We start from the raw sequence: 17,080 nt of genomic DNA on the forward strand, positions 1-17,080 counted from the left end.
TCACTACTAACCTATAACTCATCTTGTTCCCAATCGGGACAATTCTCATCATTCCATCCATATGGATGCATACCACAGACTAACAATTCTCCGCCATAGACTTGACCGTGGTAGTGACGACATCCAATACAAGCAGCATTTCGCTCCGATGTGGGTTCTACTGGATATGGAAAACCGGAATCCAAAATAACATCGTCTATAACAATATCTTCGAGTTCCCAGTATGCTTCCAAGATAGGTTCTGTCAAATCTTGTAAATACTGGTCAACTTCAGAGGCGATCGCATCTTGCACTTGTGCGCTCAGTTCTTCGGTAACCTCAAAGAAGGTATCTACCATTTCTGTCATCCCCAGAACAAAGCGTTCTACTTCATCAGCCACTGTTTCCATCATTTCCCAAAACTCTTTCTGCCACTTTTCCATAATTTTTTACGTCCTTAACAGCCTCTTCTCTGGACGCTTAATTGTACATGGCTTCAGGCACTCGCGTACATTCTGAGGACTACTTACTTACTATATTTTGGAGATACAATCAATTGTATCTCCAATCATCAATTATTACCTATCTTGTTGCAACCTACGCAATTCTTCTTGCATTTGCCTGACTTGGTCGCGTAGTTTGTCTACGTTTTCTGTTGGAGGGTTCGATTTGGTCGTTGGTTCTTCGTCTTCTGCCAAAATTTCTATGCGACGCGGTTCAGACTGGGGCTTTGTTTCTGTTGTTGAACCGGATGTCGGCGCTTGTTGCGCTTGCTTCATCATATCTTCAACGAAGCGACGTCCTTCTTCTGTCGTCATTTCGCCCCGCGCAACCATTTCGTCTGCCAGCTTTTGGACTTGCGATCGCAATTCTGATAATGTACCGCCTGCTTTTTCTCCCGCATAAGAAGCCAAGCCTACACCGAGATAAAAAGCTTTTTTAACAATATCGCCAAAACCGGGCATTGTCGCTTCTCTGCTCCTAAAATAGGGCGACCCGGAGACTACGCCTGCTACAAGCATCCCGTATTGCTGCTACCTTCCGGTCCTGACAAAGTTTGGGCGTTGCAGCCGCGTAGATCCAGATCTATTTCATAATAGCACTAATTTTTCAACTGCGTGTTATTCAATAACAATTTTCCACTCGTAGAGTTTGTAGCTCACACAACTGTTTTGTACCAACGGGTCATCCGCCACAATTGCCTGTGCTTCATCCATTGATGCCGCCTCAAAGACCATCATACCCCCTCCACGCTGTGCCCAGTAACCAGTCTTTGCCTTGTGTCCTTTAGCAATTAACTCTTGTACGTAAGCTTTATGAGCGGGGACATATTGGTCAAAGGTAGGCTTATCAACCTTACCTTCTTCGATTTTCACAAACCAGGGCATTCCTCTTACAACCTCATCAAACTGATATAAATAATAGCTAATGGCTAATGGCTAATGGCTAATGGCTAATGGTGAGTCCAGCGCTGCAGGCGGGTTTCCCGCGCCCTGGCGACTGGTGAGTCCAGCCCTGTAGGCGGGTTTCCCGCGCCCTGGGGACTGGCGAACAAGGGAGGGCGAACCCGTATAGCCCTGCGGGCATAACCTGCGGCATCGCGAAGCGTGTCGCGATAGCGACTCAGCGCGTGCCTTGCACATAGCGTCTTCGCTCCTGAGATAGGGCTAATGACCACCTGACCACCTGACCACCTGACCACCTGACCAATGAAACTATATTTTATAGCTCTGCTACCACCTCAAGAAATTCAAGACCACGCTAACCAAATCAAGCAGTACTTTGCTGACAAGTACGCTAGCAGCCACGCTCAAAAATCTCCCCCACACATTACCCTACAACCACCTTTTGAATGGGAGGATACCGATATTCCTTTACTAGAGGAACATTTGAAAACCTTTGCTCTCAGTCAAAATTCGATACCGATTACCCTTAACGGTTATGCAGCCTTTATACCTCGTGTCATATATATTGACGTTGTTAGAAGCCCTGAATTGCTAGCTCTACACCGAAATTTGCTGTCCTATTTAGAAACTCATTTGGAAATTACAGACAAAGTTGGCAAAACACGTCCTTTTGTTCCTCATATGACAGTTGCTTTTAAGGATTTAACCAGACAAAACTTTAAAGCTGCATGGGCTGAGTTTGAGAAGCGTCAGTTACATTTTGAGTTTACTGCTTCGGTTTTAACATTGCTAGCTCATGATGGCAGACGGTGGAATATCAAAAGTGAATTTCCCTTTCTAGCTCCTACAGTCTAACAACCGCTTAACTTTTAAGATTCATATCTTTTGCTTCTCAAAATTTTTTCATGCCTTATATTATTTTGTTACTCAATCTTTCTCAGAAAATTTATTGACTTTTAAGTTCTAAAAAATACAAGATTTATGCCTGTAGAATTTATAAAGCAGAGACTGATTCTCAGTGTCTTAAGCGTAGCAAGCACAGCACTTTTCATTGCAGTACTTTCCACACCAAGCCCCGCACAAGAGATTGTTGCTCAAAGAGTAAATTGTAACAAGGCAGTTGCAACACCAGAACTTAAGTATTGTTCTCAACTGTCTTACGAAGCAGCAGACAAACGCTTGAATGAAGTGTACAAAAGAGTGACATCTAGTCTAATTAACGAGCAAAAGCAAATACTCACTTCCGCACAGCAAGCTTGGATTAAATTCCGCGATAACAACTGTAATTTTGAAACTTACGGTTCCCGTGGTGGAACAGGCTATGAAATTTTCCGAAACGGATGTCTTGAGAGACTGACAAAACAGCGCACGCAGGATTTGCAAGAGTTTCTATCTCGGTAGTTCTTTAACGACTGCGGTGTACACACAAGTTGTTTTCTTTAGATCGATGCACCCAAGGGTGTGGATGAGTTGTATGCTAGCAGATTAGAAACTCTATGTTTGTAGCTAGGATGCAAATGAAGGCAGTAAAACTACAAACCGAGTCTCAGTATATCTCAACAGAAGACCGCCCTAAGAGCGATCGCTCCTCGTAAATCTTGCTAACAACTCTTCACGAGATAAATTGAGCAACTGTAATAATAAAGCACTATACTCAGGTGCAGGTAAATCAATGATTGGCTGAATCACTGCTGCTAATTCTTCATCTACCGTTCCAAACCGACCTTTCAACAAAGTATTTATTGTATTGCGACGTTCTGTTTGAGTTCCTTGCTGAACTCCTCGTTCTATTCCTTGCTGAACTCCTCGTTCTATTCCTTGCTGAACTCCTTGTTCTCTAGCCTCGGCAAGTCTTTGTTCGTAAACTGGTGATAGCTGCATGATTAATTCTCTCTCCTCTTGGTCTAGTTCTTGTTTCAGTTCTAATGTCGTTTTGAGATTACTTAACAAATTCATCGCTACTTCCCGCAAGGGATTCTCTTGTGGTAACGCTTGCAGTTCTTGAATAGCTTGTTGCTGCACTCTCCCTTTTCCGAGTATCCTCAACCATAATGTCTCTTCTGTTGTTGGTAACTGATGAATGGCGACAATTGCTCCGCGATAAAACTCCCCTAACAAGTAAACTCCACTTAACCAGTTTTCTTCATCTAATATAGCTCTAAATCCCTCCAACTGCGCTTCTGAGGCTGTAGGTGACAGTATCCACAAAAAAGGTAATTCTTCTTCGACTATCTCTGTTTCGTTCCGCTTAGCTTCTCGTTCGAGTTCTGCAAAAATATCAAATAACTTGTTGAGACAACTTCGTACTTCTCCTCGTTTGACAGCATTTCTGAATGGTTCAAATACTGCTGATGTGGCGGCAAATTTCCCTAATAAACCTAACTTTTCTCTTTCCTGACTTTCTTGAGGAGATGGTGCAAAATAAACATCTATTTCCTTGATTTCGGCGGCGACTTTACGGCTGGTTTCGACTTTGCCTGATGGCGATAGCAATTCTTTGAAGTAACTTTTGGTAAATTGGTCGTAGGGAAATCTGGTCATTGTTTTGAGAGTGCAATTGTGATGCAACTCGATGAGAACTGCAATAGATTGTAGCAAGGTTACTCACTTTTTGATACAAAACAGTACCGTATCTCTACTGTTATGTCCGGTTCTTGTATTTTGAGGTTTGCAAGGCTAACATCATGTTTGATTCGTGAGTTACCCTCATGAATTGGTTTGCAGTTGCACCAGGAAACGATAGCCGGGTACGGCTTGCGCCAAGGTCGATCGCGATGCTCCTTGTTTGTGAAGTCCTTTTTCCCAGGTTCTACCTGGGAACGAGAGAAGTTAGGGAGCGAAACCAACTTAAGTCCCTCAAAATTAAAGTAGTAGACTCTTACGCCAAGAAGCCTACTACTTTGTCAAGTTTAAATTGATGGCTACCTCATTCAAGTTCGTAGTTGCGATGCATACGCTAAAGCGCTACTACTAACCTCTCAAAATAACATTGACACTCTACTACAATTCAACTACCGCTTTCCATTGGGACGTTGAATAATGGTTTCCACAACTCGCCGCTTTGCGTTTGGATCGATACCAACAAGGCGCACGTATTCATTGCTATGTTCTCCAAGACAAGATTCTACGGTTGAGATGGCGTCATCTTCAGCAGTGATTGAACTTGTCGTCCCACTAGCCCACGAACCTGTACGAAAGCGGCGCTCATCTACATACTCAATACCAATCCTGTAACCTTGAGCTAGTATCTGACGTATTTGTTCTATTGTCTCAAGGCTCAGTTTTGTATTAGGTCGTTGCTGTTGTTGGTAGCCGTTACCATTTGTTGGTGTTGTCGGTTGAGTGGAACCATTGGTGGATGGCTGATAAGTTGGCGCTGCAGGCGGAGGTGCTGGCTGATAATTTGAGCGCATCCTGATGTTGTACTCGGTCACCAATCGAGAATCATCAACTCGTTTTTGCTCTCCAAGCATCAACTGACCTGTCTCCAGTAAATGGGACAAGCGGAAATCTGGCTTTTTAAATTGCGGCGGTCCTTCAACACTATTAACGACACGCTGGGATACTCGTTCAATCCCCACATCATAAATAAAGTGGCGGATTTGCTCGTCATAGATCCGCGATCGCATAGCACTGAAGAAATCTATCGATTGATTTGGGAAAGTATCTACGAGTTGTTCAACTTCCCGTTGCGAAAGCCCATCTTCACTAAAAATCCCACCGACGATACCAACTTTATCATTTCGGTCTGGGTCCCAGTAAAATTTCTCCATCCTGCCATCACGAATCAGTGGCGCATAGAGGGTAGAGAAATCATTGCCAGTCACGATAATGGGTACGCGATGTATAGGTGTGGCATCATAGCTACCAGGGAGTTGCACATCAGTTGGATTGTCAGCGATATTCATCAGCGTAGCGTTCACCAACTGAGTATTGACCGTATATTGCGTACCTTCATCAAAACGTCCGGCACCTGCGTCTAAATCGTTAATCATCAATACGCACATTTTTCCGCGCACCCGAATCAGTTCTGCTGTTTCTCGGTAGCGCAAGCGAATGAGACGTGCTGGATCTCCAGCATCTGGGCTTTCGAGTTCACCGCCTGATATAAGAGTTGCTTCAATACCCATTCTCTCGAAGACTAACTCACATTGAAAAGACTTGCCCTCGCCCTTACGACCGTGAACACCCAGAATTAAGGGAACTCGGATACCAGGAAGATCGAGAAAATTTTTGGTAATGTGGACAGCAAGTTTGTCCAAAAAGCGAGGAGAAATGTAATAACCCATGAACCGCTCCGATTGTTTCAATCCCTTAAGGGATCGTTTGGGGAAGGATAAAGTCTAAAGGATGAAGAATTAAGAATTTTAAGTGTAGTGTAAAAAATTTCTAATTTCCTACTTTCGACAGTTGACTCAGTTTTTGCCCTTATACTTCATCCTTTGTTCTTCAAACAGCTTCCTTAAATCAATATTAATTTCTTCTGGCTGTAACGGTTCGGCCCTTTTGGAAAAAAGTTATTTTCTCTGTTTATTGACCTGATTGCTTTTCCTTACTGTTCTTAAAAAGACCTTAAAAATACCAGTATCTTCTTCAGTTCTAGCTAATTATAAACATTGAAAGAAATACGGAGATTTTCTTACTGATAAGATACCCTTAACAAAGCAAGTACAAATTTACGCTCAGTAATTTTGCTTAAAGATATAGATAAGGCGAAGTTTTGGTTAAAGGAGCGCGATCGTGGAGTTTTTGTCTGATACTGTAGTGTTATCGCGTATGCAATTTGCGCTGACAGCGTTATTCCATATGCTCTGGCCTGTCTTAACGACAGGTATGGCTATCTATCTGGTTATTGTTGAAGGCGTGTGGTTGAAAACTCGCAATTCCGACTACTATTACCACGCCCGCTTTTGGTCAAAGCTTTATATTCTTAATTTTGGGATTGGGGTAGCAACTGGCATTCCAATGGAATTTCAGTTTGGAACAAACTGGGCACCATTTTCGGAAGCAGTTGGTAACTTTTTTGGTAGCGTCATTGGGTTTGAAGCATCTTGGGCATTTATGCTGGAAGCTGCTTTTTTAGGCATCATGGTGTTTGGCTGGGAACGAGTCAATCCCACAATTCACTATCTTTCCACCATTCTGGTTGCCATTGGCGCAAACTTATCAACTTTCTGGATTTTAACGGCAAATTCCTGGATGGCATCTCCTGCGGGTGGGAGGATGGTTAATGGCAAATTTGTGGTAGACGATTATTTTCAGGCAATGTTTAGCCCATCCATGCCAACTAGCGTTCTCCACATGTTCCTGGCTACGCTGGAGACTTCATTGTTTGTCATTGGTGGTATTAGTGCGTGGTACATCCTCAACAATCGTCAACCAGCTTTCTTTGCTAAGTCTCTAAAAATTGCGATCGCAGCAGCAATGGCGATCGCACCATTGCAAATCTATGTTGGGCATTTGAGTGCGGAACAAGTGTATTTTCTCCAACCCTCCAAATTAGCAGCAATGGAAGCTCAGTGGGAGACAGTTCCTGCGGGACAACCTGCAAACTGGAGTCTCGTAGCAATACCTAACGAGAAGACAGAAAAAAATGATTGGGAAATTGCAGTTCCCAATGCACTGGGTTACATTCTGGAATTCAAAAAAAACCTATCTGCACCCGTTCGTGGGTTGAAGGAATGGAAACCCGAAGATAGACCGCATTTAGTGGGTTTAATTTACTATTCTTTCCGCATCATGAGCGCCATTGGTTTTTTCATGGCGGGAGTGATGTTATGGAGTATCTTGCAGTGGATAACTGGAAAGCTCAAAGACGACAACATTACTCGGCAAAAATGGTTGATGCGAGCTTGGATTTTGACTGCTCCTTTGGGTTATGTTGCTGTAGACTCTGGTTGGATTGTGCGTTGTGTTGGGAGACAACCTTGGTCGGTATACGGGCTGCTTCGCACGAGAGATTCTGCTTCTCATATACCAGCTAGCAACGTTCTAACGTCTTTAACTTTATTCACAGCAACTTATGCTCTTTTATTCGTTGCGACACTATACTTTGGCAGTCGTATTATCCGCAAGGGACCAAGTTTAGACTTACCCATACCAGGTGATGAAACTCAACCCGCAATAGACACAACTCCCGGACAGTTTGTACCAGATGAACGTCCTGTTGAAGCACAGCAGTAAATCATTCATAATTCATCATTCATAATTCATCATTCAGAATATGGGAACGCTAACGTATTTCTTACCGCAGGTTTGGTTTGGGATTCTTGCTCTCTTTCTGTTTCTCTACGTTATGCTAGACGGATTTGACCTAGGAGTAGGAATTCTATCTCTGACAGCTTCTAATGAAGAACGCCGTGGCATTTTAATGACTAGCTTAAGCAATGTTTGGGATGCTAACGAAACTTGGTTGGTGCTGATGGGCGGCGGTTTGTTTGGTGCATTTCCTCTTGCTTATGGCACGATTTTAAATGCGCTATACATTCCCATATTTATAATGGTATTTGGATTTGTGTTTCGTGCTGTCGCTTTTGAGTTTCGCGAACAAGCTCAACGCAAATTCTTTTGGAATTTTGCTTTTGGTGCAGGAAGTTTTGCTGCATCACTCGGTCAAGGGTTTGCTCTTGGCGCGGTACTGAAAGGGATTGAGGTTGATAAAGCAGGACACTTTATTGGAACAACTTGGGATTGGCTGAGTTGGCAGTCAGTGCTTGTTGCCTTAACATTAATTCAAGGTTACGTTCTAATTGGCTCAACCTATCTTGTGTGGAAAACCGAGGGTGAGTTGCAAGAACACCACTACAGAACTGCGAAGATTGCTGCTTGGACAACTCTGATTGGAGCCATTTTAATTACGATTACAACTCCTATATTCTATGAAAGCGCTAGAGCCAAATTATTTGACCCACCTCTGTTGTATGTCTTTGCTGTCATTCCCATTCTTGGAGTTCTCTTGATTGGGCTTTTGTTAAAAAGTTTGAACAATAAAGAAGAAAGAGCACCTTTTGTGTGGACAATTCTCCTTTTTGTACTAACGTTTGTTGGGTTAGCATTAGTTGTTTTCCCATATATCATCCCAACGGAAATTACTATCTATGAAGCCGCAGCAGACCCCAGTGCTCTAGTCTTCATGATTATCTTTATTGGTGCTCTAATTCCGGTGATGTTGTTTTACAACATTTATCAGTACATCATTTTTCGAGGTAAAGTGACAGGCGGTCACTATGGTGAGTAACAAGCATCTTTTCAAACTTTTTCAAGAAAAGCGATCGCTCGCCTGTATATGAAAGAACCTTCCCATGAACCGAAAAACTACGATGCAGTTCTTGGTGGCAACAACCCATTGCCTATAAATGGTGTTGTTTTGGGAGGTTTGCTTGGAGTTAAACAACGTCTGGTGAGTGGAGCTGTTGAGGTAAAAACTGCTGCCCTACAAGAAGCTATGACCTGCGGGCAAGAAGGATTACACTTAGTGATTCAGGCTTTGAAGGACGAATCAAAACAGGTACAAAGAACAGCATATTTGCTACTGAGGCAACGGACAGAACCAGAAGTTTTGCAGGCGCTTGGAAAATTCAATCCCTATCCATTCTTTAAGTGTATCTATACTCTCCGAGATCATACTCACCAAGTTTATTCCGTTGCTATCAGTACCGATGGCAAGATTCTTGCCACTACTGGAAGCAAGCTTGGACTTATCAATCTGTGGCAGTTAGATACAGGTGAGAAAATTGGTACTCTCAATGGTCATACAAGTTACGTTCGTTCCCTTGCTTTCAGTCCGGATGGACAAACCCTATTTAGTGGTAGCCATGATAAAACAATTAAGCAATGGCACTTAAGTACTGGGCCAGAAATTCGTACTTTCCAAGGACATAAAAATTGGGTTCAGTCCATTGCCATTAGCCCCGATGGGCAAACCATCGCTAGTGGGAGTCGAGACACAACTATCAAACTATGGAAAGTCAGTACGGGAGAAGAAATTCTTACTTTCAAAGGACATACCCATTCGGTATATTCCCTTGCTTTTAGCCCCAACGGGCGAATGCTAGTCAGTGGAAGCGCTGACAACACTATCAAGCTGTGGCAGATTTGGGAGGGAAGGGAAATATACACGTTGACAGGGAATCACGAGAATATTTATTCGTCTCGCTCGGTTAATTCTGTTGCGATCGGCCCAGATGGGCAAACAATACTAAGTGGCGATAGTAACAAAACTATAAAGCTGTGGCGAGTAACAACAGGAGAAGAAATTTTTTGTTGCACGGGTCATACGGAACCAGTTAGATTCGTAACATTTAGCCCCAACGGGCAAACAATAGCGAGTGGGAGTTGGGACAAAACTATTAAATTATGGGAAATAACGACTGGGAATGAACTTTGTACTCTTACAGGACATACATACTCGGTGACTTCCTTAGCTTTCAGTCCAGATGGTCATACTTTGGTTAGTGGATGCGGTAATAAGACTGTTAAAATTTGGCGCGGTGCATAAAAAACAGAGGTAGAATTTTCTACCTCTTCCATTTGGGGATAAATTAGAGACTTACAGCTTTTTCACAATTATTGCCAACTAAGCAGCCTTAGTATCTGCTCTGACTGGGCTTGTGAACGATAAAGCTAAGAACTTGGCACTGCTTGATGTTGTCAAAACCAACAACACGGATATAGCAGTTGCTGTACTGAGAACGGCAAGACTGCACTTCGTTCAGAACTTCTTGAGTGCTTCTAGCACCAAACAAAGGTAACTTCCACAGTGTCCAATAATATACAGTTGGCTCAGATGTTTCGTTGAACTCGATCGCGGGGATGTAACCCTGCTCGAGAATGTACTGAACCTGTCTGCTAATTTGAGCATCAGTAAGGGGAGGCAGATAAGAAAGGGTTTCGTAACGACGCTCTTTTGGTAAGGTTTGCATATCTTAATAATGATGGGTAGTTGTTGCTTATAGGCGGTTAGTGGTTAGTAGTTTTCCTACGAACTATCAGCTACTAACCACTAACGATCAACCATTCTCTTGCTCTGGGCTGGGAGTTGAATCGCTGATTTGCGTGAGCCGTTCAAGATGCTGGCGACGGTGTTCCATATTGGCTTGCTGAATGCCAGTACGAACCATTTCCGGTAAGAATTCAGTTATTTCTTCTGCAATGTGCTCTCTGACAATCATGATTCGCAAGGCCAAGTCTGGCTTTTCTTTGAAAAGCTCCCGAAGGTATGCTTCTCCATCTTGAATTTTGTCGGCTGAGAAGCGTTGTAACCAAAGTGCCAAGGGAGGATTTGTTTCGCTAAGTTGAGCTAACACCGTCCTCAACGCCTGATAAGTCAGGTAGCTTTGCAGCGTCTTGGCTGTGTCTTTCGCAATTTGCTTGATGTTCATGCTTGACCCCAGCCCCCTTTAAAGGATGAAGTGTAAAGTTATGAAGGATGAAATCATTGTTTTAAGATTTTTATCCTTCATTCTTTATCCTTTACCTTTTATCCTTTATCAGACGGTATCAACTGCTTCAAACTCGAACTTAATTTCCTTCCACAGTTCGCAAGCAGCTGCCAATTCAGGAGACCACTTAGCTGCTTCGCGGATAACGTCGTTACCTTCGCGAGCCAAGTTGCGACCTTCGTTACGAGCTTGGATACATGCTTCGAGAGCAACACGGTTAGCAGTAGCACCAGGTGCATTACCCCATGGGTGTCCTAGGGTTCCACCACCAAACTGCAGTACGGAGTCATCACCAAAGATTTCTACCAGCGCCGGCATGTGCCATACGTGGATACCACCAGAAGCAACTGCCATAACTCCGGGCATGGAAGCCCAGTCTTGGGTAAAGTAGATACCGCGAGACTTGTCTTGCTCGACGTAGTTTTCACGCAACAAGTCAACAAATCCCATTGTGATTGCGCGATCGCCTTCTAACTTACCTACTACGGTTCCGGTATGGATGTGGTCACCACCAGACATACGCAGTGCTTTAGCCAAAACACGGAAGTGGATACCGTGGTTCTTTTGACGGTCGATTACCGCGTGCATAGCGCGGTGAATGTGGAGCAACAAACCGTTGTCACGACACCAGCGAGCCAATGTGGTGTTGGCGGTGAAACCTGCTGTTAGGTAGTCGTGCATGATGATAGGCATCTTGAGTTCTTTAGCAAACTCAGCCCGCTTCAGCATTTCTTCGCAGGTTGGAGCAGTAACGTTGAGGTAGTGACCTTTGATTTCACCAGTTTCTGCTTGTGACTTGGCAATAGCATCCGCTACAAACAAGAAGCGATCGCGCCAGCGTTGGAATGGTGCGGAGTTAATGTTTTCGTCATCTTTTGTAAAGTCCAAACCACCGCGCAAGCACTCATATACAGCGCGTCCGTAGTTCTTAGCAGACAGACCCAATTTGGGCTTAATGGTACAACCCAACAGAGGACGACCGTACTTGTTCAGTTTGTCACGCTCTACCTGGATACCGTGAGGAGGTCCTTGGAATGTCTTCAGATAAGCAACTGGGATCCGTAAATCTTCTAGACGAAGTGCTTTGAGAGCTTTAAAACCAAATACGTTACCTACAATCGAGGTAAACATATTGGTTACAGAACCTTCTTCAAACAAGTCCAGAGGATAAGCAATGTAGGCAATAAATTGATTGTCTTCACCGCGAACTGGTTCGATATCGTAACAACGACCTTTGTAACGATCCAGGTCGGTTAACAAATCTGTCCACACGGTTGTCCAGGTACCAGTGGAAGACTCAGCAGCAACAGCAGCGCCTGCCTCTTCAAATGGAACTCCAGGCTGGGGTGTTACGCGGAACGCCGCTAAAATGTCTGTATCTTTTGGTGTGTAATCAGGGGTGTAATATGTTAATCTGTAATCTTTTACCCCAGCTTGATAGCCTGATTTCGACTGAGTCTTCGTTTGAGCGTAAGACATACTTTCCCTTCCAAGAAGTCACTCTTTTTACCCACAAATCACGTCACGTGCAACTTTCTCCCACCCCTAATGCCTCCCTGCTAGTCAAGGAGAAATTAGGAGAAACTATGTGTCAGGAGTTACCTCTTACAGAGAGTCTCGCTTTTCCTGCAACAACTTATTGACAGAAATCCCAAGCTGTGGTGAGTGAAAGATCGATCTTGCACGTCACGTGATCTGTAACTTGTCTCACAATATATCAAGAAATCAATAAGTTATTCTTTGAATATTTTTAACTTTTTCATTTAAATTTGTTATTAAATATTTATTTCAACATTTTGTTAAGAATACTTTACAAAGTACCTCCAATGGTTGTAAACCGCAGCCAGAAAAGGTAAATGATGGCTTGGCACGGGTAAGCTTTCTCACTACCAACAGTTAGCTAAAAATTGCTGGCTGATGACTTGCATTTATTGACTTTGAACGTGTACAACTTGGTGTAAAATGCATATTCCTCAAATTGAAACTCAGCGTCTTCTCTTACGCGGATTTCGTGAAGACGATCTTGATGCTTATGCCGAAATGTGTAATGACCCAGAAGTTATGCGCTACATCGGTACTGGAAAACCTTTGTCTCGATGGGAGTCATGGCGCAACATGGCAACAATGCTCGGTCACTGGGAACTCCGTCAGTATGGAATGTGGGCTGTTGAAGAACGCCAAAGTGGTGAAATGATTGGTCGGCTTGGTTGCTGGAAACCAGAAGGTTGGCCGGGATTTGAGATTGGTTGGACATTGCGAAGGCATTACTGGGGACGTGGTTTTGCCACAGAAGGTGCAACAGCAGCTATGGATTATGCTTTCAACGTACTACAGCAATCTCATGTCATAAGTTTGATTCGTCCGCAAAACCTGGCATCTATAAGAGTGGCCCAAAAGTTAGGGGAAAAACTTGAAGGAACAACAGAAATCTTTGGAAGTGAAGCGGCGATCTACGGTATCAGTCGAGAAGATTGGTAAATCATTCGTTATCGGTCGTCGGTCAATTTTAAAAAAGAATCTAGTTTAAAGTTAAAAAAAATACCACCTGTGGGAACACTGAGTTTAACCCAAAGCTTATTCAAAGGAAGGGAGTGGGAAGTAGGGGTACGGCGAGCGTCCGTCTGTACGAAGTAGAGGACAAGGTAGACAAGAGGGATAAGGTAAACTTTTCTCCCCTGTTTCCCCCTTATCCTTAATTCTCACTCCCTTGAGGAAACTGTTTTAAAGGAAGTGTAACCGTGGTGTTTCTTTGCAAGCGTACTCGTTTATTTATCAGTTCTATCCTTTTAGGGTTTGTAGCATTGCCAAACATGACTCATGTAGCTGTGGCAATTCCAGCAACCGTCCGTAAAACCGATAGTCAAAATCTCTTAGCTCAAAAAATTCTGAACGTAGATCCATCTGAATTAACTCCCGCTTACCCACCTTCTGCACCACCACCAAGACAAGATCCATTACCAGATGAACGGCAACTGCAAGAACGTTTGCAGGATACCGATTATCGTATCAATGCTTTACAACAAGATATCACGGGTAACCTCTGGGTAGGTTCTTGGCGGGGATTGTCGCGCATTGACCCGAACACCGGAAAGATTTTAACTCGGGTAAATTTACCAAATGTCACAATTGGTGCGATCGCTCAAGATAAAGTCGGGCGTTTGTGGGTAGGAACCTATGAAGGTTTGCAGCGAGTTGACATTCGCAGTGGTGAAATTACAGGACAGAATTTATTTTTGCCTTCCAAGCGCGTGCTATCTTTATTAGTTGACAAGCGCGGCTACTTGTGGACTGGAACGGATACTGGTTTAGCTCTAGTCAGTCCCGATCAAGGCTTAATCATGACCACCTTAAAGAACCTACCTGGAGTTAGCGGCAATGCTATGACTTTAGATGCAGAAGGTCAACTTTGGGTCGGTACGCTTGATGGTGTGGTACGGGTCAATACTGCCAACGCTTACATCATGAAGCGGATTAATAATTTACCAGGCACAACAGTACAAGCTCTAGCTATTAGCCCGGAAGGATTGATTTGGGCTGGAATGCCAAACAATTTGTTAGTTATTAACCCAAAAACTGGTATGGTGTTGAGGTCTGTGGCACGCTTGCGCGGACGTAACGTGACTGCCGTGCGTTTTTCTAAAGATGGAAGTGTTTGGGTTGGCACCAATAACGGTTTGCTACGATTAAACCCATATACTGGAGGACTGTTAGATGAAATTCCCGGTCTTCCCTCTAGCCGCGTTCTCAGCATTGCTCCTGATATTGGCAATAAATTGTGGATTGGTACTAGTGAAGGTCTTGCGTGGTTAATGCCAAAAATGCAAAAGGCACAACCTCATCTTGCTTTTACTCGCGCTGTTAAGTAGACAATGGAAACTGGGGAATGGAGCAATGGGCATTGTCCGTTGCTCGTAACTAATTTAAAAGGCAATTCAAGACCAAGCATCTGGACTGACCTTAAATTGGCGGTGCAGTTAGCCTCATGCAAAATTTTATACTCATACAAGACAATTCTGTAGTATTGAGTAATAATTAACCTATCCTTTGATAGATGCATATCCCATGATATGTTGCCTTAATTCCTCGTGTCACAATCCACCCTGTTCTGAAGGTACGCAATTTTGCCCCAAATGCGGAACTCCTTTAATAGTGTTGAGAAATCGCTATCGTCCGATTCAATCATTGGGTGGCGGTGGCTTTGGTAAAACATACTTGGCACTTGACACTGATAAACTGAACGAAAAATGTGTTATCAAGCAATTTGCACCTCAAGCGCAGGGAACGGGTGCCATTCAGAAGGCAACAGAACTTTTTGAACAAGAAGCCATGCGACTGCAACAGTTAGGAGAACATCCACAAATTCCTACATTGTTTGCATATTTTGAAGAAGATAAACGCTTGTATTTGGTGCAGCAATTTATTGATGGTGAGAATTTATTGGATGAGTTGAAACAGGAAGGAATATATAGCGAGGAAAAATTACGAGAATTATTATCTAATATTCTCAATATCCTCGCTGTAGTCCATGAATATAAAGTGATTCACAGAGATATCAAACCCCAAAATATTTTGCGTCGCAAATCTCCCTCGTTGATGAGAGGAAGTCAGGGGGATATATTCCTTATTGACTTTGGTGCTTCCAAACAGTTAACCGAGACAGTGATGACTCAACCGGGAACAACTATTGGTTCCTTCGGTTATGCCCCACTCGAACAAATGCAGGATGGGGAAGCATATCCGGCAAGCGATTTATTTAGTTTGGGAGCAACGTGCTTTCACTTGCTGACAGGGATAGCACCTTGGGAACTGTGGAAACAACAGGGTTTTGGATGGGTTACCAATTGGCGGCAATACTTGCGTCAACCTATAAGTCAGGAATTAGCCCATATTTTAGATACTCTGTTGCAAGCAAACCATCAGCAACGCTATCAATCTGCAGATGCGGCTTTGCAAGATTTATACTTAGATTATCAAATCCCTATTTCTGAAACCCCACCACCTACAGCAACTTATTACTCTCAACCTTCACCCATACCAACCGAATCCTCTCCACCAACGGCAACTTATCATTCTCGACCTTCACCTCTTCCCATTCAAGTCCCACCAACAGAGGCAAGCAATCGCGAAGTGCGTCCCGTACTTAGATCGAATGAGGAACGCATAAAACCTTCGCGACCTTCAGTTATAGATAAATTCAGACAGCAAAAAAAATTTCCACAACCCTTAATAGTGACCGGTGCAATTTTGTTAATGGGTTTTGCAGGATATGGGGTGTGGCAAATGACAACCCGTTTTTCCAACACAAATATTCTTTTAAACACAAATCTTTCCTATGAAAAATTGTCACTTGTTAACAGTCTAGAGGGACACAATGATTGGGTGAGTTCTCTTGCCATTAGTCCAGATGGGCAAACTCTGGTAAGTGGTAGTGGAGATAAAAGTATCAAAATTTGGAATTTGCAAACGGGGGGAATCAAAACTTCCTTAAATGGTCATACAGGTGGAGTTGTTTCTGTTGCGATCGCACCAGATGGCAAAACTTTAGTGAGCGGAAGTGTAGATGGTACTATCAAAATTTGGGATTTACAAACACCAGGCTTAAAAAGAACACTTACCGGGCATAAGGATACTGTAAAATCTGTAGTAATTTCACCAGATGGAAAAACTTTAGCCAGTGCCAGTTCAGATAAAACTATTAAACTTTGGGATTTAGAAACCGGAGAGTTTAAAAAGACTTTAAATAGTTTGGGCGAACACGATAAAGCCATATGGCGAGTTGCTTTTAATCCAGATGGAAAGACTTTAGCAAGTGGAGGTTACGATAGTACCATCAAAATTTGGAATTTAAACCCACCATCCTTAAAAGCTAACTTTACCGGGCATACTGACTTGATTTATTCCCTTGCATTTAGTCCAGATGGAAAGACATTAGTGAGTGGGAGTACAGACAAGAGTATTAAAATTTGGGAATTGCGAACGGGTAAGTTAAAAAATACTTTAAATTGGCACAAATACGGCATTACGTGTGTAGTATTTAGCCCGAATGGTAAGACTCTTTTTACCAGTAGTTATGACCATACAATCAAAGTAGGAGATTTAATAACAGGCAAGGTTGAAAATACACTCAAAGGGCATATAGATATGATTATGGCTTTAGCGATTAGCCCAGATGGCAAAACTTTAGTCAGTGGAAGTTCAGATAAAACTATTAAGATTTGGCGTTTGCCCTAGTGGGTACTTATATAGGAAATAACT

General features: G+C 43.1%; 16 protein-coding genes and 1 other RNA gene. 8 read left to right on the forward strand and 9 right to left on the reverse strand.

Features of this window, described 5'->3' with window-relative positions; genetic code table 11:
* Positions 1-11: 11 nt before the first annotated feature.
* The 4 genes from HC643_RS36430 to HC643_RS36445 all read right to left on the reverse strand — a co-directional run bounded on the left by HC643_RS36430 (position 12) and on the right by HC643_RS36445 (position 1,367).
* Positions 12-422: a hypothetical protein gene (locus HC643_RS36430; protein WP_038077842.1), complete on the reverse strand. Its 411-nt coding sequence runs from the start codon at positions 420-422 to the stop codon at positions 12-14.
* Between the two features lie 135 nt (positions 423-557).
* Positions 558-944: a phasin family protein gene (locus HC643_RS36435; RefSeq protein ID WP_038077861.1), complete on the reverse strand. Its 387-nt coding sequence runs from the start codon at positions 942-944 to the stop codon at positions 558-560.
* Positions 945-969: 25 nt separating this feature from the next.
* Positions 970-1,066, reverse strand: an RNA gene (gene ffs / locus HC643_RS36440) — signal recognition particle sRNA small type.
* Positions 1,067-1,100: 34 nt separating this feature from the next.
* On the reverse strand, positions 1,101-1,367 hold the full coding sequence (locus HC643_RS36445) for a YciI family protein (protein WP_038077844.1): 267 nt from the start codon (positions 1,365-1,367) through the stop codon (positions 1,101-1,103).
* A 321-nt stretch (positions 1,368-1,688) separates the two neighbouring features.
* Between HC643_RS36445 and HC643_RS36450 the strand changes: the two genes are divergently transcribed.
* Positions 1,689-2,240 (forward strand): 2'-5' RNA ligase family protein, encoded by a 552-nt coding sequence (locus tag HC643_RS36450; protein ID WP_038079513.1) that lies wholly within the window; start codon positions 1,689-1,691, stop codon positions 2,238-2,240.
* Between the two features lie 126 nt (positions 2,241-2,366).
* Positions 2,367-2,786 (forward strand): lysozyme inhibitor LprI family protein, encoded by a 420-nt coding sequence (locus HC643_RS36455; protein WP_038079512.1) that lies wholly within the window; start codon positions 2,367-2,369, stop codon positions 2,784-2,786.
* Positions 2,787-2,957: 171 nt separating this feature from the next.
* Here HC643_RS36455 and HC643_RS36460 read toward each other — a convergent pair whose 3' ends face one another.
* Both HC643_RS36460 and HC643_RS36465 read right to left on the reverse strand, forming a co-directional pair.
* On the reverse strand, positions 2,958-3,926 hold the full coding sequence (locus HC643_RS36460; RefSeq protein WP_038079510.1) for an RpnC/YadD family protein: 969 nt from the start codon (positions 3,924-3,926) through the stop codon (positions 2,958-2,960).
* A 470-nt stretch (positions 3,927-4,396) separates the two neighbouring features.
* Entirely contained in the window at positions 4,397-5,674 is a 1,278-nt protein-coding gene (locus tag HC643_RS36465) for a RuBisCO small subunit-like domain-containing protein (RefSeq protein WP_038079508.1), read from the reverse strand.
* Between the two features lie 451 nt (positions 5,675-6,125).
* Between HC643_RS36465 and HC643_RS36470 the strand changes: the two genes are divergently transcribed.
* Genes HC643_RS36470 through HC643_RS36480 form a run of 3 tightly spaced genes read left to right on the forward strand, consistent with a single transcriptional unit; the run spans position 6,126 to position 9,882 of the window.
* Positions 6,126-7,568 (forward strand): cytochrome ubiquinol oxidase subunit I, encoded by a 1,443-nt coding sequence (locus tag HC643_RS36470; protein ID WP_038079506.1) that lies wholly within the window; start codon positions 6,126-6,128, stop codon positions 7,566-7,568.
* A gap of 40 nt (positions 7,569-7,608) precedes the next feature.
* Positions 7,609-8,622 carry a cytochrome d ubiquinol oxidase subunit II gene (cydB, locus tag HC643_RS36475; RefSeq protein ID WP_038079504.1) on the forward strand — a complete coding sequence of 338 codons (1,014 nt, stop codon included), beginning with the start codon at positions 7,609-7,611 and terminating at the stop codon, positions 8,620-8,622.
* 48 nt (positions 8,623-8,670) lie between these two features.
* On the forward strand, positions 8,671-9,882 hold the full coding sequence (locus HC643_RS36480; RefSeq protein ID WP_038079502.1) for a WD40 repeat domain-containing protein: 1,212 nt from the start codon (positions 8,671-8,673) through the stop codon (positions 9,880-9,882).
* Between the two features lie 88 nt (positions 9,883-9,970).
* Here HC643_RS36480 and HC643_RS36485 read toward each other — a convergent pair whose 3' ends face one another.
* From HC643_RS36485 to HC643_RS36495, 3 genes are all read right to left on the reverse strand, one after another.
* On the reverse strand, positions 9,971-10,306 hold the full coding sequence (locus HC643_RS36485) for a ribulose bisphosphate carboxylase small subunit (RefSeq protein ID WP_038079494.1): 336 nt from the start codon (positions 10,304-10,306) through the stop codon (positions 9,971-9,973).
* A gap of 87 nt (positions 10,307-10,393) precedes the next feature.
* Entirely contained in the window at positions 10,394-10,765 is a 372-nt protein-coding gene (rcbX, locus tag HC643_RS36490; protein ID WP_038079488.1) for a RuBisCO chaperone RbcX, read from the reverse strand.
* Positions 10,766-10,873: 108 nt separating this feature from the next.
* On the reverse strand, positions 10,874-12,304 hold the full coding sequence (locus tag HC643_RS36495) for a form I ribulose bisphosphate carboxylase large subunit (RefSeq protein WP_038079486.1): 1,431 nt from the start codon (positions 12,302-12,304) through the stop codon (positions 10,874-10,876).
* A 483-nt stretch (positions 12,305-12,787) separates the two neighbouring features.
* Between HC643_RS36495 and HC643_RS36500 the strand changes: the two genes are divergently transcribed.
* The 3 genes from HC643_RS36500 (at position 12,788) to HC643_RS36510 (ending at position 17,056) form a co-directional block, all read left to right on the forward strand.
* On the forward strand, positions 12,788-13,303 hold the full coding sequence (locus tag HC643_RS36500) for a GNAT family N-acetyltransferase (protein ID WP_038079485.1): 516 nt from the start codon (positions 12,788-12,790) through the stop codon (positions 13,301-13,303).
* Between the two features lie 260 nt (positions 13,304-13,563).
* A complete protein-coding gene (locus HC643_RS36505; RefSeq protein WP_038079484.1) occupies positions 13,564-14,691 on the forward strand; it encodes a ligand-binding sensor domain-containing protein in 1,128 nt (375 codons plus the stop codon).
* A 196-nt stretch (positions 14,692-14,887) separates the two neighbouring features.
* Entirely contained in the window at positions 14,888-17,056 is a 2,169-nt protein-coding gene (locus HC643_RS36510; RefSeq protein WP_167844831.1) for a serine/threonine-protein kinase, read from the forward strand.
* Positions 17,057-17,080 lie beyond the last annotated feature (24 nt).

This window comes from Tolypothrix bouteillei VB521301, assembly GCF_000760695.4.
GTDB lineage: Bacteria > Cyanobacteriota > Cyanobacteriia > Cyanobacteriales > Nostocaceae > Scytonema > Scytonema bouteillei_A.

Bases quoted from the DNA above. Each gene is read 5' to 3' on its own strand.
- HC643_RS36445 (WP_038077844.1), bottom strand. From the start codon at position 1,367: ATGCCCTGGTTTGTGAAAATCGAAGAAGGTAAGGTTGATAAGCCTACC.
- HC643_RS36435 (WP_038077861.1), bottom strand. From the start codon at position 944: ATGCCCGGTTTTGGCGATATTGTTAAAAAAGCTTTTTATCTCGGTGTA.
- HC643_RS36450 (WP_038079513.1), top strand. From the start codon at position 1,689: ATGAAACTATATTTTATAGCTCTGCTACCACCTCAAGAAATTCAAGAC.
- HC643_RS36460 (WP_038079510.1), bottom strand. From the start codon at position 3,926: ATGACCAGATTTCCCTACGACCAATTTACCAAAAGTTACTTCAAAGAA.
- HC643_RS36480 (WP_038079502.1), top strand. From the start codon at position 8,671: ATGAAAGAACCTTCCCATGAACCGAAAAACTACGATGCAGTTCTTGGT.
- HC643_RS36485 (WP_038079494.1), bottom strand. From the start codon at position 10,306: ATGCAAACCTTACCAAAAGAGCGTCGTTACGAAACCCTTTCTTATCTG.
- HC643_RS36430 (WP_038077842.1), bottom strand. From the start codon at position 422: ATGGAAAAGTGGCAGAAAGAGTTTTGGGAAATGATGGAAACAGTGGCT.
- cydB (WP_038079504.1), top strand. From the start codon at position 7,609: ATGGGAACGCTAACGTATTTCTTACCGCAGGTTTGGTTTGGGATTCTT.
- HC643_RS36455 (WP_038079512.1), top strand. From the start codon at position 2,367: ATGCCTGTAGAATTTATAAAGCAGAGACTGATTCTCAGTGTCTTAAGC.
- HC643_RS36465 (WP_038079508.1), bottom strand. From the start codon at position 5,674: ATGGGTTATTACATTTCTCCTCGCTTTTTGGACAAACTTGCTGTCCAC.
- HC643_RS36495 (WP_038079486.1), bottom strand. From the start codon at position 12,304: ATGTCTTACGCTCAAACGAAGACTCAGTCGAAATCAGGCTATCAAGCT.
- HC643_RS36500 (WP_038079485.1), top strand. From the start codon at position 12,788: ATGCATATTCCTCAAATTGAAACTCAGCGTCTTCTCTTACGCGGATTT.
- rcbX (WP_038079488.1), bottom strand. From the start codon at position 10,765: ATGAACATCAAGCAAATTGCGAAAGACACAGCCAAGACGCTGCAAAGC.
- HC643_RS36510 (WP_167844831.1), top strand. From the start codon at position 14,888: ATGATATGTTGCCTTAATTCCTCGTGTCACAATCCACCCTGTTCTGAA.